This window comes from Victivallis vadensis, assembly GCF_003096415.1.
In the GTDB taxonomy this organism is placed as follows: domain Bacteria; phylum Verrucomicrobiota; class Lentisphaeria; order Victivallales; family Victivallaceae; genus Victivallis; species Victivallis vadensis.
Genome location: NZ_QEKH01000026.1, coordinates 20,159 through 34,139, shown reverse-complemented (window position 1 = coordinate 34,139; position 13,981 = coordinate 20,159). Strand labels below are relative to the sequence as shown.

Genomic DNA, 13,981 nt, shown 5'->3' with positions numbered 1-13,981 from the left:
TTATGAGTCTTTGATGTATGCTGAACAGGATTGACAATCGCATTTAAATATAAAAAATCAGGAAGTTGTTATGCCGACAATCAACCAATTGGTGCGTTTCGGGCGCGAAGAAAAGGTTAAGAAGAGCAAATCCAAGGCGTTGAGCGCCTGTCCGCAGCGTCGCGGCGTCTGTCTGCAGGTCACCACCCGCACTCCCAAGAAGCCGAACTCCGCGTTGCGCAAGATCGCCCGCGTCCGCCTGACCAACGGTCAGGAAGTCACCGCCTACATCGGCGGCGAAGGCCACAATCTGCAGGAGCACTCCGTGGTGCTGGTCAAGGGCGGCCGTGTCCGCGACCTTCCCGGCGTCCGTTATCACATCGTGCGCGGCGCGCTGGACAGCCTCGGCGTCGACAAGCGCCGTCAGGGGCGTTCCAAGTACGGCGCGAAGCGTCCGAAGCCGGGCCAGGAAGAGGCTGCGGGCAAGGGCAAAGGCAAGAAGAAGTAAGCGATTCAGTTAACTATATAGGGTGCGAAACACATGAGAAGACGCAGTGTCGTGAAGCGGGAGTTGATTCCCGACGTGAAGTACAACAGCAAACTGGTCGCGCAGCTGATCAATACGATCATGACCCGCGGCAAGAAGTCCACCGCGCAGCAGATCGTCTATGGCGCGCTGGACATGATTCAGGGCAAGAAGGCCGATATGGAGGCCATCGAGGTCTTCAATCAGGCGTTGGAGAACGTGAAGCCGAAGCTGGAAGTCAAGAGCCGCCGCGTCGGCGGTGCGACCTATCAGGTCCCCGTCGAAGTGGATCCCGATCGTCAGGTCGCGCTGGCGATGCGTTGGATTGTCACCTATTCCCGCGGCCGCAAGGGCAAGTCGATGACCGAGTCCCTCGCCGGAGAGTTGCTGGATGCGTTTGACAATACCGGTTCCTCGATCAAGAAAAAGGAAGATACTTTTAAAATGGCGCAGGCGAACAAGGCGTTCGCCCATTACCGCTGGTAATCGCCGGAAGCAGTGAACGATTATGAGTACCGAGATAGACAAAACCCAATATCATGAGTCTCCGCACCGCAAGGTTGCGCTGAAGGACACCCGCAATATCGGCATCATGGCGCACATCGATGCCGGCAAAACCACGCTGACGGAACGCATTCTCTTCTATTCCGGCGTGAACTACAAGATCGGTGATACCCACGAAGGTACTGCCACGATGGACTGGATGGAGCAGGAGCGCGAACGCGGAATTACGATCACCAGCGCTGCTACTACCTGTTATTGGAAAAACCATCGTATCAATATCATCGACACTCCCGGACACGTGGACTTCACCGCAGAGGTGGAGCGTTCGCTGCGCGTCCTCGACGGTGCGGTTGCGGTTTTCTGCTCGGTAGGCAAAGTTCAGCCCCAGACTGAAACCGTCTGGCGCCAGGCGCAGAAGTACAAGGTCCCGGTCGTCGCGCTGGTCAACAAGATGGACCGCACCGGCGCCGATTTTGAAGGCGTCGTCGCCGAAATCAAGAGCAAGCTCGGCGCGACTCCCGTTCCGCTGATGCTGCCGATCGGCAAGGAAGCCGATTTCAAGGGCGTGATCGACGTGCTCGAAGGCAAGGCGGTTTATTTCGACGACGCTACGAACGGTGTCAAGATGACCACCGAGGAGCTGACCGGCGAGCTGGCCGAGCGCCGTGAAGAGGCGTACAACCACATGGTGGAATGCCTCGCGGAAGTCGACGATGAGATCATGGAGCTCTTCCTCGCGGAAGAAGCTCCGACGCACGACCAGCTCAAGGCGGCTCTCCGCCGTGCGACCTGCGGCGCGCGCATCGTGCCGGTCGCCTGCTGCACCGCGTTCAAGAACAAGGGCGTGCAGCCGGTGCTCGACATCGTCGTCGACTACCTGCCCAGCCCGGTCGACATCTGGGAAATCCACGGTTCCGATCCCTCCACCGGCGCGCCGCTGACCCGTCACGTCGGCGACCTGCAGCCGTTTGCGGCGCTGGTCTTCAAGATCATGACCGACCCGTTCGTCGGCAAGCTGTACTATTTCCGTGTTTACTCGGGCGTCGCCGCGCAGGGCATGAGCGTGCTCAATCCCCGTACCGGCAAGCGCGAGCGCCTCGGCCGTCTGTTGCAGATGCACGCGAATCAGCGCGAGGAGCACGACGAAATCTTCTCCGGCGATATCGCGGCGGCGGTCGGTCTGAAGAATGTGACCACCGGCGATACCATCTGCCTGGAAGACGATCCGATCGTCCTCGAATCGATGAGTTTCCCCGAGCCGGTGATCTCGATCGCCGTCGAGCCGAAATCCTCCGGCGACCGCGACAAGCTGACCAAGGGGCTGATTGCGCTGTCCGATGAGGACCCGACCTTCCAGATTCACTCCGATGAGGAAACCGGGCAGACCATCATCTCCGGTATGGGCGAGCTGCACCTTGAGATCATTCTGGACCGTCTGGTCCGCGAATTCAAGGTCGAGGCCAACACCGGTGCGCCGCAGGTCGCCTACCGCGAAGCGCTGTGCGGGCCGGCCGACTCCAATACCAAGTTCGTCCGCCAGTCGGGCGGCCGCGGCCAGTACGGCCACTGTATCATCAATCTTATCCCGGGCGAAGGCGGCAGCGGCGTTGTGTTTGAAAACAAGGTCGTCGGCGGCAATATCCCGAAAGAATACATCAAGCCGATCGAACAGGGCATCCGCGAGGCGGCCGCTTCCGGCGTGCTGGCCGGTTATCCGGTGATCGACTTCAAGGTCGAGCTGATCGACGGTTCCTATCACCCAGTCGACTCCTCGGAAATGGCGTTCAAGATCGCCGGTTCGATGGCGTTCAAGGATGCCGCCCGCAAGGCCGGCCTGATGCTGCTTGAGCCGATCATGAAGGTCGAGCTGACCGCTCCCGATGAGAACACCGGCGACCTGATCGGCGACCTCACCAGCCGCCGCGGCCAGATCGTTTCCATCGACGCCGGCAGCAACGGCAACTCGCGGATCAACGCGAATGTGCCGCTCTCCGAGCTGTTCGGATATGCGACCGCGATCCGTTCGCTGTCGCGCGGCCGCGCCACCTACTCGATGGAACCGGCCCACTTTGAACGTGTTCCAAAACAAATCCAAGATAAAATTGTGGAGAAGAAATAAGCTATGGCTACGGGAAAAAACCAGCGCATCCGGATCCGGCTTCAGGCTTACGAGCATCGGATTCTGGATCAGTCGGTCAATGAGATTCTTGAGGCTGCCAAGCGCACCGGTTCCATGGTTGCGGGCCCGGTTCCGCTTCCGACCCGGATCGAACGCTGGACGGTCAACCGTTCACCCCATGTCGACAAGAAGTCGATGGAGCAGTTTGAAATCCGCACGCACAAGCGGATGCTGGACATTGTAAACCCGACGGCGAAGACGGTCGACGAGCTCAAGAAGCTCAACCTTCCCGCCGGCGTGGACATCACGATCAAGACCGGGTTCTAAGTCGGAACCCTAGATACCAAGGCCCCCGACCGATTGGGGGCAAGTATCGAAATTTCTCACGAAAGGAGAAAGTATGAAAGGATTAATCGGTAGAAAGGTCGGAATGACTCAGGTCTACGACGAGAAGGGCGTGCTGATCCCCGTGACGGTGGTTCAGGCCGGTCCCTGCGTGGTGACTGATGTCAAGACGGTCGAGCGCGACGGATACTCGGCAGTTCAGCTGGGTTTCGGCGAGCGTAAGGCGAAGAATGTGACCAAGGCGCGTGCCGGCCACCTGGCGAAAGCCGGAGTGACGGGCGACAAGCTGCCGTCGGTGCTGCGGGAAATCCGCACCGCCGCCGGCGACGAGGCTCCTGCGCCGGGTACTGTTCTGAATGCGGATGTTTTTGAAGCCAACGACTATCTGGATGTGGTCGGCACCACCAAGGGCCGCGGTTTCCAGGGTGTTGTGCGCCGTTACCGCTTCGGCGGCGGCCGCGCGAGCCACGGCGGTGTCTGGACCCGGCGTACCGGTTCCATCGGCTGCTGCGAATGGCCGGGCAACGTGATCAAGGGCAAGCGGATGCCGGGCCATATGGGCAACGTTCCGCGCACCGTGCAGAATCTGCAGGTTGTCCGCGTGATGGCGGAAGACAATGTACTGCTGGTCAAGGGAGCGATCCCGGGCGCCAACGGCGGTATCTTGTTGATCCGGAGTGCGATCAAAAAGCAAACCGGGGCGAAGAAGTAATAGGTGAGCAAGATGTCGAATACGTTAGATATCCTTGATTGCAAAGGTGCCCGGGTTGGCGAATATGTCATTCCGGAAGGTGTGATCGAGCTGGAAAAGGGTGAGCAGGCCGTGCATGACACGGTGGTCGCTTATCTCGCGGGACAGCGGGCAGGCACCGCCTGCACCAAGACCCGCGGCGAAGTTTCCGGAGGCGGCGCGAAGCCGTTCCGTCAGAAGGGTATGGGCCGTGCCCGTGCCGGTTCGAGCCGGAGTCCCGTGTGGGTCGGCGGCGGTACGATTTTCGGACCCCGTCCGCGCTCGTTCGCGAAGAAGGTCAACAAGAAGGTGCTGCAGCTGGCGCTGAAGCGTGCGCTCTCCGAGCGTATCGTCGAAGGCGATCTGGTGCTGCTCGACAAGTTCGAACTGGCGGATCACAAGACCCGGAATGCGTTCGCGATTCTGAAGAATCTCAATGTCGCGAATGAGACGGTGATGATTTCGCTGCCGGAACTTGATGCGGCTTCAGTCTGCGCCACCGGCAATATCCCGAACGTCGTGCTTCGCAAGACGGACACGGTCAATGTGTATGAACTTCTGCGTTTCAAGAAGCTCCTTTTCACGAAGGATGCTCTGGACGCGTTCATCCAGCGGCTGGCGTAAGGAGGAACAACAATGAGAAGTGCGTTTGATATCATCATCGCGCCGGTCGTCACCGAGAAGTGCAATGCTCTGATTGCGGAGCAGAAGTACACCTTCAAGGTCAGGACCGATGCCGAGAAGATTGAGATCGGCCGGGCCATCGAAGAACTCTTCAAGGTCAAGGTCAAATCCGTGAATGTGTTGAACTATCAGGGCAAGGCCAAGCGGGCCGGCCGTTCCATGAAGACGGGACGCCGCTCCGATTGGAAAAAGGCGGTTGTCACCTTGTCCGAAGGCAGCATTGAAATCATTTAAGACGGGGGAGAATGTTTAAATGGCGGTTAAGAATTTTAATCCCGTGACTCCCTCCCGGCGTCATATGGCGGTGCTGGATTACGCAGCTGTAATCACCACCGACAAGCCGGAAAAGAGTCTGGTAAAGGGTAAGAAGTCCACTGGCGGACGCAACAACTACGGTCGTACCACGACCCGGTTCCGCGGCGCCGGCAACAAGCGTCGTTATCGTATGATCGACTTCGTCCGCGCCAAGGAGGGCGTGCCGGCGAAGGTGGTTTCGATCGAATACGATCCGAACCGTACTGCGAACATCGCTCTGCTGAGCTATGCCGACGGCGAGAAGGCCTATATCCTCGCCCCGGTCGGCCTGAAGGTCGGCGATGTGGTGATGAACGGCCCGAAGGCCGAACTGAAGCCGGGCAACAGCATGAAGCTCCGGGATATTCCGGTCGGCATCAACATCTGCTGCATCGAGCTTCAGCCGGGCAACGGCGCCAAGCTGGTCCGTTCCGCGGGCCAGGTGGCGACTCTCCGCGGCAAGGAAGAGACCTATGCGCAGATCAAGCTGCCTTCGGGCGAAGTCCGGATGCTGCATCTGAACTGCCGCGCGATGATCGGGCAGATCGGCAACTTGGAACGGATGAACGTCAAGCTCGGCAAGGCCGGCAAGAAGCGCTATATGGGCTTCCGTCCGCATGTCCGCGGCGTGGCGATGAACCCGGTCGACCATCCGATGGGCGGCGGCGAAGGCCGCACTTCCGGCGGCGGCCATCCGGTTTCGCCGTGGGGCGTGCTGGCTAAGGGCAAGCGTACCCGCAACCCGAAGAAGACTTCCAAGAACTTCATCGTTGAACGGAGGAAGAAGTAATGGCCAGATCGATTAAGAAAGGCCCGTTCGTGGATCAGTATCTGATCGACAAGGTCGAGAAGATGACCGGTCCCAAGACTGCGATCAAAACCTGGTCGCGTCGCTCCATGATCATTCCGGACTTTGTCGGTCACACCTTCAACGTCCACAACGGCAAGTCGTTCGTGCCGGTTTTCGTCACTGAAAACATGGTCGGACACAAGCTCGGCGAATTTGCCCTGACCCGTTCCTTCAAGGATCACGGCGTCGTTTCCGGTAAGTAATTGCCCGAAGCTGAAACAGAAGACCCGCACCGCTTATCGCAGTGCGGGTTTTTTTGTGCGAACCGGCAGGCCGCTTGAGGGTTGCCGCTTGCAATCCGGTGCGGGACGGGTATATTGGAGAGTGTTTTGAATTGTGCCGGTTGGAATGAAAAATTTTCGGGAGGAAACTATGGTAAAGCCGATGGCATGGGCGGGAATCGAGGTCAGGCTGGAGGGGGAGTGCGCCGATTGGCAGGTGGCGGCTTTCATGGAAGAGGTGGAAAGTGGAATTGCCGAGTTTCATTTTCAATTCAGCCGCCCGGAACCGGCGGTGATGCCGGCTTTTGCGCTGCGTTGGGAGTTCCCCGATATCGATTTGCAGGGGCGGTGGTCGCCGCTGGCATTCCGGAGCAAGCTGATTCCGCCGAACTGGGGGAGCCGGGAGGTCAGCCAGTTGGCCAGCGGTGCCCCGGTGATGACGCTGTTCAATCAGGCCGGTGAGAACCGTCTGACGTTCGCTTTTTCCGATGCGATGAATCAACTTGAGATGCACTGCGGAGTGGAGGAGCGCAATTCCGTGATGGAGTGCGCGCTTGAGGCCTTCCGCAGTCCGACGGCTCCCGTTTCCGGATATGAGTGCACCTTGCGGCTGGATATCCGTCCGGTGCGTTATGAGCGCGCGTTGAACGATGTCGCCGCCTGGTGGGCGGAGATGCCCGAATACCGTCCCAGCCCGGTTCCTGCGGAGGCGCGGGAGGTGGTCTATTCCTCGTGGTACAGCTATCATCAGGATTTGTTCGCGCCGGAGCTGGAGGCGGAGTGCCGGGCGGCGGCCGGATTCGGCATGAAGAGCATCATCGTCGACGACGGCTGGCAGACGCTGGACAACCATCGGGGATATGCGTTCTGCGGCGACTGGGAGGTCTGCCAGGAGCGTTTCCCGGATATGGCGGCGCACGTGCGCAACGTCCACGCATCGGGGTTGAAATATGTGCTGTGGTATTCGATGCCGTGGCTCGGGAAGAAGTGCCGGGCGTTTGAGCGTTTCCGGGACAAGACCCTGTTTTTTGAAGAGCGCCTCGGGGCGGCGGCGCTCGATCCGCGTTTCCCGGAGGTGCGCGACTACCTGATCGGCCTGTATGAGAAGGCGCTGCGGGAGTGGGACCTGGACGGCTTCAAGCTGGATTTCATCGACACCTTCGAGATTCGCGGCGAAGATCCCGCCGTCGCGGAGAATTACGCCGGGCGCGACTTCAAATCCCTGCCGGAGGCGGTCGATGTGCTGCTGTCGGAGACGATGCGGCGGCTGCGGGCGATCAAGCCGGAGGTGATGATCGAATTCCGGCAGCGTTATATCGGCCCGGCGATGCGCAAGTACGGCAATATGTTCCGCGCCGCGGACTGTCCGAACGACGCGGTGACCAACCGGGTGCGCACGATCGATGTGCGGATGCTGGCCGGAGACAGCGCCGTCCACGCCGACATGCTGATGTGGAACTATGCCGAACCGGTCGAAACGGCGGCGCTTCAGTTGCTCAATGTGCTGTTTTCGGTGCCGCAGGTGTCGGTGCGGCTGGAGGCGGTTCCGGCGGAACACCGGGCGATGCTGCGTTTCTATCTGGGATTCTGGAGGGAGTACCGCGACGTGCTGCTGGACGGCACGCTGCGGGCGGATCACCCGGAACTGGACTATCCGCGTGTGACCGCGATCCGCGGCAGGCGCCAGGTGACGGCGCTGTATGCGCAGGATCAGGTGGTGGAATTCGCTCCGGCGCCGGGAGATGAACTCTGTATTGTGAACGCTTCCGGCAAGTCCGGCGTTTATCTGGATCTGGCGGAAGCCCCGGTTGCGGTGGAGCTCTTCTCTGCAACCGGGATGGCGCTGGAGATTGCGCTGCCGGCCGCCGGGCCGCAGCGGGTGGGAGTGCCGGCAGCGGGGCTGCTGCGGCTCCGGTTCTGAACCGGAAACTACCGGAAAGCAGGCCGAAAGGCATCGACGCGCTTTTTGCTTTGCTTGCCTTTGTGGATTATTTCCCCCGGGTCAGATACTGCCGGTTGAGCTTCGGCAGGAGCGGCTCGCCGTCGATATAGACGTCGGCGTCGATCCGGAAGTATTTGTCCCGGCCGATGTTGCGCAGCTCGATCACGCGGGCGTTGTGCAGAAGATCGGAAAGGCGTTGTTTTTCAAGCTGGGCGGATCGGCGCTCCTCTTTATTCCTGCTTCTCAGTTCGGGTGTGTTGATCCCCCGGAGGCGGATGGAGATGTTTTTGCCCGCGATAGCCGAGTGTTCGTCGATGTCGCAGCGGAAGGTGTCGCCGTCGATCACTTTCAGGAGGCGGGAGACTTTGACATCGGGATAAGGCTTATTCCGTGTTTGCGGACCGGCGGCGCATCCGGCCAGCAGCAGGATTCCGAACAGCGGAAGCAATACTCGTTTCATTGTTTTCATCTCCTTCGTCATTTTATACGGAAGCTATCGGCAATCTTACGCGGCAGATGAAAATTTGTGCAAAAAAAGAGGTGCAACCCCAATTGCACCAACTAGAGGCCCCACTACGAGCCCACACGAGAATGCAAGAGGGGAGCACCAAATATGGCACCCTCCTCCAGCAATGGCTCTCGTGTTAGAAGTGTAGTGGGTTTCTAGTTGAGCATCTGCTGAAAGTCAAAATAGACTTGTCATATACAATTGTAAGATTCGGTTATTTCTCCGATATATCCTCCAGTATCTTTTGTATCTGTTTTTTTCAGAACCGGCAAATCATCCATCGCCGTATCCCAGACAATGCTGTAGTCAACAGCCATATAATTATGTATCAGTACATTGCGCATGGCAACGGAACGTTTCCATGAAACATCAGGATGCGCTTTCCGCAGGTCATCGGATATTCGGGCGGCGGCTTCGCCAATCATGGCGAAATTAGCGAAGACAATGTCTTTTTTATCCTGATTGCGGATAAATTCATCATAAGACACCGTCAGTGTCTCTTCGACACGGGAAATGCCCTTGAGTATATGTTCCAACCGATTGATGTCAGGATTCAAAGTGCCACCATATCCTTTTCTACTTCGCGGCTGAACGTATCGCCGTTTAACGCGCCCAACGAAACCACATCAACTTTGGAGTGCAGAAATTCAGACAGTTGTTCCAATAACTCCGCTTGGTCGAACAGCGTGGTTCCACGCGAAAACTTGGCGATGAAGTCCACGTCGCTATCCGGTGTTTCCTCCTTGCGGGCGCAGGAGCCGAACACGTAGAGCTTTTCCACCTTATGCGTTCGCGCGATCCGGTAGATATCTTCCCGTTTTGCTCTGAGTTCATCGAGTTTGCACATGATCTCCTCCTGTCCGTTGTAAATATAAACCGCTTACGGGAAATTTCAATTACGATACAGAAAAATCCCGGTTTCCATCGCGGAAACCGGGATTTGAGGGCAAAAAAATGGAGGCGTGGACCGGAGTCGAACCGGTCTAAACGATTTTGCAGACCGTTGCCTAACCGATTGGCTACCACGCCTCGTTTGAGATGGTATTGAATATATATCCGTTTGGAGGGTTTGTCAAACCGAGAAGCCGGGAAACTTGCAAAAAACTATTTCCCGGCCGGCGGTTCCGGCTCCGGCGCTTCAACCGGAAGCTCATTTTTCAGCAGGAAGTAGCTCTCTTCCCCGTTGTGAAGCCATTTTTCCAGCGCCGCCTGCACCCTGGCGGACGGATATTCTTTCAGCGCCCGGGAGAGCGTGCTCACGTTTTCCTGTGCGACCTTCCGGGCGGTGTTCAAGCTGGAGCAGATCATCAGCCCCAGATAGATCACGATCATCAATCCGTAGTAGTTGAAGCCGATCGAAAGTTTTACTTTGCGGTCGAATTTCAGTTTGCCGATCAGCCAGTACGGCAGCACCAGAAACACCATGACCACGATCAGCAGATTGGCGATGATCATGATGTTCATGGCTGTTCCTCCGGCAGCGGCGGAATCGCGTCAAGCCAATGACGCATCACTCCGCGCGGAGTGGCGGGCGGCGGCGAATCGGAAACCGCTTCGAGCTTCCGGGAAAGGATTGCCGGATCGCCGCCGTTTTTCAGGTACTCCCGGGTGGTGCTGACCGCCTCCGCCTCCGCTCCCCGGGTGAAGTTGCGTTCCATCTGGAAGTAGCAGAGCAGCCACGCCCCCAGCGCGACCACGATGAAATTGCTGAGCGGCAGCAGGTATTTCCAATATTTCCAGCGGCGGAAGAAAAGCGGCCAGACGGTGAGCAGCACCCACGCGACCAGCACCAGCAACGGGATCATCATGCTTCGGGTTCCAGTTTTTCTTTGGCGGTTCCGTTGCGGTAAAACGGGCGCTCCACCACGGTTCCGGGCAGCCGGACGTCACCGGCTTCCAGCAGGACCCGGTCGCCGGGCACTTTGGCGCAGTCGATTTCGATACTGCACAGCGCGGCGGCCTTTTCAAGGGTCGGGCAGAAAGAGCCGCTGGTCACCACGCCGATGATCTCCTCGCGTTCATTCAGCACCGCGCTGCCGGGCCGGGAGGCGCGGCGCCCTTCCAGTTCCACCGCGATCAGCTGGCGGGTCGCCTTGCGCTGCAGCAGCGCCGCCTTGCCGATGAAATCACGTTCCGATTCGAGGTCGATCAGGGAGCCGGCGCCGGAGTCGAAGGGGGACCATTCGCGGTGGAGTTCGTGGTCGTGGACCGGATAACCCATTTCGAGGCGCAGCGTATCGCGGGCGCCCAAACCCGCCGGCATCACCGGGTCGGTGGAGAGAAACAGATCCCACAGCTGGTCGGCGTACTCCGCGTCGAAATAGATCTCAAAGCCCAGTTCGCCGGTGCAGCCGGTCCGGCTGATGATGCAGCGGATGCCGTCCAGATCGGCCAGCGACACATGGAAATGGCCGGGCAGGTCCGAAAGTTTCATCCCCAGCTCCAGCAGCACGTCGGCGGAGCGCGGCCCCTGCAGGTCGAGCATCGCGATATCGGCGGAAAGGTCGTAAAATTCCGCGCCGCGCTCCGGCAGGCGCTCCCTGATCCAGTTGGCGTCGGCGAAGGTGTTGCCCGCGTTGACCACCAGGAACAGGTCGTCGTCCGCCATCCGGAACGCCAGCAGGTCGTCCCGCACGCCGCCGTCGTCATCTAGCAGGAAGTTATAACGGCAGCCGCCGACCGGCAGGTCCGCGACCGGGCGGGCCAGGATGCGGTCCATCGCCCGGACCGCTTCCGGCCCGGCGATCCGGAATTCGCCCTTGTGGCACATGTCGAAAACGGAACAGGCCTTGCGGGTGTGCCGGTGTTCGGCGATGATCCCCTCGCCGTAGTGGAGCGGCATATTCCAGCCGGAGGTCGGAACCATCTTGGCGCCGAGTTCGATATGGTATTCCACGATCGGAGTGTTTTTTAGTGCGGCCATACTGCGCTCCCTGCGGGGTTAGAGGTTCGTATCCAGTACGGAAACGGCGTCGTGCAGCAGCCGGATGCCTTCGGCGGCGCCGCCCGGATGGCGGAAGACGCTGGTGCCGGCCACGATCATGTTGGCGCCGCAGGAGGCGGTCGGAATGACGGTCGTTTCGTCGATGCCGCCGTCCGCTTCCAACTGGACATGCAAGTTGCGCCGTTTGATTTCACGCCGGATCGCGGCGATTTTCGGCATCTGGTCCGCCATGAATTTCTGGCCGCCGAAACCGGGTTCAACGGTCATCACCAATACCAGGTCGATCCGGTCGAGCCACGGGAAAACCGCCTCCGCCGGAGTGGCGGGTTTCAGGGAGATGCCGACCGTGCAGCCCGCCTGCCGGATCGCTTCGATCGCTTCGGCGGTCGGATCTGCGCACTCCAGATGGAAGGTCAGGTGATCCGAACCGGCTTCGGCGAATGCTTTCGCATAACGGACCGGATGTTCGATCATGATATGGGTGTCGAGGATCAGCTCCGTCCGCTTGCGGATGCTTTTGATCACCGGCGGCCCGAAGGAAATATTCGGCACGAAGCAGCCGTCCATCACATCCAGATGGATCAGGTCGGCTTTTCCCTGAACCGCCCGGTCGATTTCCGCGGCGAGTTCGGTGAAATCCGCCGCCAGCACCGACGGGGAAACCAGAATCCGGTCGAGCGGAAGTTCCCTGAGGTCTCTCATAAAAAAATCTCCCTTGTCTTGACTGGAAATATACCACTTTTTCGGTGTTTTTACAATCGCCGGGAAATGCTTTTCATGCGGAAATAGCGGTTTGGTTGGAAATTCCGCTTGCTTTTCCGCGTCAGGATGTTATTATTAATTCAATTGCAGGTTTCCAAACATTTTCAGGAAGTACGATGAAGATTTACCATTACTGGGTCGAGAAGCTCGGGGCGATTCAGGTCGGCGATTCGGTTCAGCCGACCCGCGTTTACGGCTACTCCGACATCTCGCATGAGGATGCCGAGGAGCGCGCCGAGTGGCTGCTCAGCCAGATCCAGCTGCGGGTGAACGGCGAGGAGACGGAGTGGGGATATCAGGAGCGGCCGATCCGCGAGGAGATCGTCCGGGAGTTTTCGCCGGAAAACATCGTCACGCGCAACCGCTACGGGGCGCTGGTGCTGAATTCCGAAAAGCTGGTCTTTATCGACGTGGATGCGAATGAAATTTTTTCCGAGCCGAAGTTCCGTTTTCTGGGCATCTCGTTCGGAGGCGGCAAGCCGCTGACCGACCCGGAGATTCTGGACCGCATCCGCAAAGTAGCGGCCCGGCCGGAGTACCGCGAAGTGACGATCCGGGTTTACAAAACCTGCGCCGGATACCGGCTGCTGCTGCCGCGCGGCGGCTTCGAACCCGGTTCGGAACCGATGGAGAAATTGATGGCCGATTTCAATTCCGACGCGCTGTATGCCCAGCTCTGCTGCGCCCAGCACTGTTATCGCGCCCGGCTGACTCCGAAACCTTACCGGATCGGCCAATCCGGGATCAAGGCGGTCTGGCCGACGACTCCCGAGCACGAGCTGCGGCTCAACCGCTGGCTGGAGAGATATCAGGAGAAATCGGAGCATTTCGCGACCTGTCATTATCTGGAGTCGCTCGGCCCTTATATCGGCAAGCTGGACCCCGTGATCGGGTATCACGACGAGATGACCCGTGCCGCGACAACATTGCCGCTGGCGTAGCCCCGGCTTGCACTGTACAGCCCCCTCCTGATTCTCCGGGAAACCGGAAGATTCGGATTTTTTTCAGCATTCCCGAACTATTCTGAACTTGAAAACTACGGGATATGCAACTATTTTATAAGAGAGTTCCATTTGTAAACCTGTTCGGTTTTTATGAATTTGAAGTTTATCGGCCTATCATTGATCCTGGTGCTGACGGCGCTGTGCGGATTCGGGTTCGGCGGCGAAATTTTTGCCGCCGGAGAAGGGTGGTGTGCGCCGGTGAATTTCGGATCGGCCCGGATTACGGCAGCAGCGGTCGGCACGCCGGACCGGGGAAATGGCGTAACGGTTTTCGGGATGACGGAGCCGGCGGTGACCGGAATGGAAAAACTGTTGCCGGACTCGTGGAAAAAATCCGGATTTATCGGTGAATATGCGGAAGTTCAGCCCTGCGGCGAGCAGGGCTTGCCGGGAACGGCGGGGAAAAAGTTTCATCCCGATTTCCGCGGCCGGCCGCGGCACAGGCTTTATTCGGAACTGCCGGCCGGGCGGTCGCCTCCTGTGCCGTTCTGTTGAATTTCCTGCAGCGACAGGGAATTCCGGTATCTGAACAGAATTTGAATTGACATGGTTTCCTTGTTTACTCAGGA

The 13,981-nt window shown here is 58.8% G+C and carries 19 protein-coding genes and 1 tRNA gene; 12 read left to right on the top strand and 8 right to left on the bottom strand.

The features are described 5' to 3' along the window. Window positions 1-70 precede the first annotated feature (70 nt). From rpsL to C8D82_RS14745, 10 genes are all read left to right on the top strand, one after another. The gene (rpsL, locus tag C8D82_RS14790; RefSeq protein ID WP_116885059.1) at window positions 71-487 is read left to right on the top strand and encodes a 30S ribosomal protein S12; all 417 of its coding nucleotides are present in this window, start codon (window positions 71-73) and stop codon (window positions 485-487) included. Window positions 488-520: 33 nt separating this feature from the next. Beyond that, the gene (rpsG, locus tag C8D82_RS14785) at window positions 521-991 is read left to right on the top strand and encodes a 30S ribosomal protein S7 (RefSeq protein ID WP_116885058.1); all 471 of its coding nucleotides are present in this window, start codon (window positions 521-523) and stop codon (window positions 989-991) included. Window positions 992-1,013: 22 nt separating this feature from the next. Then, window positions 1,014-3,128: an elongation factor G gene (gene fusA / locus C8D82_RS14780; RefSeq protein ID WP_116885057.1), complete on the top strand. Its 2,115-nt coding sequence runs from the start codon at window positions 1,014-1,016 to the stop codon at window positions 3,126-3,128. 3 nt (window positions 3,129-3,131) lie between these two features. After that, the gene (rpsJ, locus tag C8D82_RS14775) at window positions 3,132-3,455 is read left to right on the top strand and encodes a 30S ribosomal protein S10 (protein WP_116885056.1); all 324 of its coding nucleotides are present in this window, start codon (window positions 3,132-3,134) and stop codon (window positions 3,453-3,455) included. Between the two features lie 73 nt (window positions 3,456-3,528). Further along, window positions 3,529-4,185 (top strand): 50S ribosomal protein L3, encoded by a 657-nt coding sequence (gene rplC, locus C8D82_RS14770; RefSeq protein WP_116885055.1) that lies wholly within the window; start codon window positions 3,529-3,531, stop codon window positions 4,183-4,185. 12 nt (window positions 4,186-4,197) lie between these two features. Continuing rightward, the gene (rplD, locus tag C8D82_RS14765; protein WP_116885054.1) at window positions 4,198-4,827 is read left to right on the top strand and encodes a 50S ribosomal protein L4; all 630 of its coding nucleotides are present in this window, start codon (window positions 4,198-4,200) and stop codon (window positions 4,825-4,827) included. A gap of 12 nt (window positions 4,828-4,839) precedes the next feature. After that, window positions 4,840-5,121: a 50S ribosomal protein L23 gene (gene rplW, locus C8D82_RS14760; protein WP_116885053.1), complete on the top strand. Its 282-nt coding sequence runs from the start codon at window positions 4,840-4,842 to the stop codon at window positions 5,119-5,121. 19 nt (window positions 5,122-5,140) lie between these two features. Further along, the gene (rplB, locus tag C8D82_RS14755) at window positions 5,141-5,971 is read left to right on the top strand and encodes a 50S ribosomal protein L2 (protein WP_116885052.1); all 831 of its coding nucleotides are present in this window, start codon (window positions 5,141-5,143) and stop codon (window positions 5,969-5,971) included. Next, entirely contained in the window at window positions 5,971-6,234 is a 264-nt protein-coding gene (rpsS, locus tag C8D82_RS14750) for a 30S ribosomal protein S19 (protein WP_116885051.1), read from the top strand. Before rplB ends, rpsS begins: the two co-directional genes overlap by 1 nt. Window positions 6,235-6,403: 169 nt before the next feature. Further along, complete coding sequence (locus C8D82_RS14745) at window positions 6,404-8,173, top strand: glycoside hydrolase family 36 protein (protein WP_165833103.1); 1,770 nt, start codon at window positions 6,404-6,406, stop codon at window positions 8,171-8,173. 67 nt (window positions 8,174-8,240) lie between these two features. Here C8D82_RS14745 and C8D82_RS14740 read toward each other — a convergent pair whose 3' ends face one another. The 8 genes from C8D82_RS14740 to rpe all read right to left on the bottom strand — a co-directional run bounded on the left by C8D82_RS14740 (window position 8,241) and on the right by rpe (window position 12,348). Beyond that, window positions 8,241-8,654, bottom strand: a complete 414-nt coding sequence (locus C8D82_RS14740; protein ID WP_165833102.1) for a thermonuclease family protein — start codon at window positions 8,652-8,654, stop codon at window positions 8,241-8,243. Window positions 8,655-8,893: 239 nt separating this feature from the next. Further along, window positions 8,894-9,259 carry a HepT-like ribonuclease domain-containing protein gene (locus C8D82_RS14735; protein ID WP_116885048.1) on the bottom strand — a complete coding sequence of 122 codons (366 nt, stop codon included), beginning with the start codon at window positions 9,257-9,259 and terminating at the stop codon, window positions 8,894-8,896. Next, a complete protein-coding gene (locus C8D82_RS14730; protein WP_116885047.1) occupies window positions 9,256-9,549 on the bottom strand; it encodes a nucleotidyltransferase family protein in 294 nt (97 codons plus the stop codon). The genes C8D82_RS14735 and C8D82_RS14730 overlap by 4 nt, the downstream gene beginning before the upstream one ends. 108 nt (window positions 9,550-9,657) lie before the next feature. Further along, a tRNA-Cys gene (locus tag C8D82_RS14725) sits at window positions 9,658-9,731 on the bottom strand. Between the two features lie 75 nt (window positions 9,732-9,806). Then, entirely contained in the window at window positions 9,807-10,166 is a 360-nt protein-coding gene (locus tag C8D82_RS14720) for a hypothetical protein (protein ID WP_116885046.1), read from the bottom strand. After that, window positions 10,163-10,510 (bottom strand): hypothetical protein, encoded by a 348-nt coding sequence (locus C8D82_RS14715; RefSeq protein WP_116885045.1) that lies wholly within the window; start codon window positions 10,508-10,510, stop codon window positions 10,163-10,165. Before C8D82_RS14715 ends, C8D82_RS14720 begins: the two co-directional genes overlap by 4 nt. After that, entirely contained in the window at window positions 10,507-11,625 is a 1,119-nt protein-coding gene (gene gcvT / locus C8D82_RS14710; RefSeq protein WP_116885044.1) for a glycine cleavage system aminomethyltransferase GcvT, read from the bottom strand. Before gcvT ends, C8D82_RS14715 begins: the two co-directional genes overlap by 4 nt. Before the next feature lie 18 nt (window positions 11,626-11,643). Then, window positions 11,644-12,348, bottom strand: coding sequence for a ribulose-phosphate 3-epimerase (gene rpe / locus C8D82_RS14705; protein WP_116885043.1), 705 nt, complete (start codon window positions 12,346-12,348; stop codon window positions 11,644-11,646). Between the two features lie 176 nt (window positions 12,349-12,524). Between rpe and C8D82_RS14700 the strand changes: the two genes are divergently transcribed. Then, complete coding sequence (locus tag C8D82_RS14700) at window positions 12,525-13,349, top strand: hypothetical protein (RefSeq protein ID WP_116885042.1); 825 nt, start codon at window positions 12,525-12,527, stop codon at window positions 13,347-13,349. Between the two features lie 153 nt (window positions 13,350-13,502). Then, the gene (locus C8D82_RS14695; RefSeq protein WP_116885041.1) at window positions 13,503-13,907 is read left to right on the top strand and encodes a hypothetical protein; all 405 of its coding nucleotides are present in this window, start codon (window positions 13,503-13,505) and stop codon (window positions 13,905-13,907) included. The last annotated feature ends 74 nt before the right edge of the window (window positions 13,908-13,981 follow it).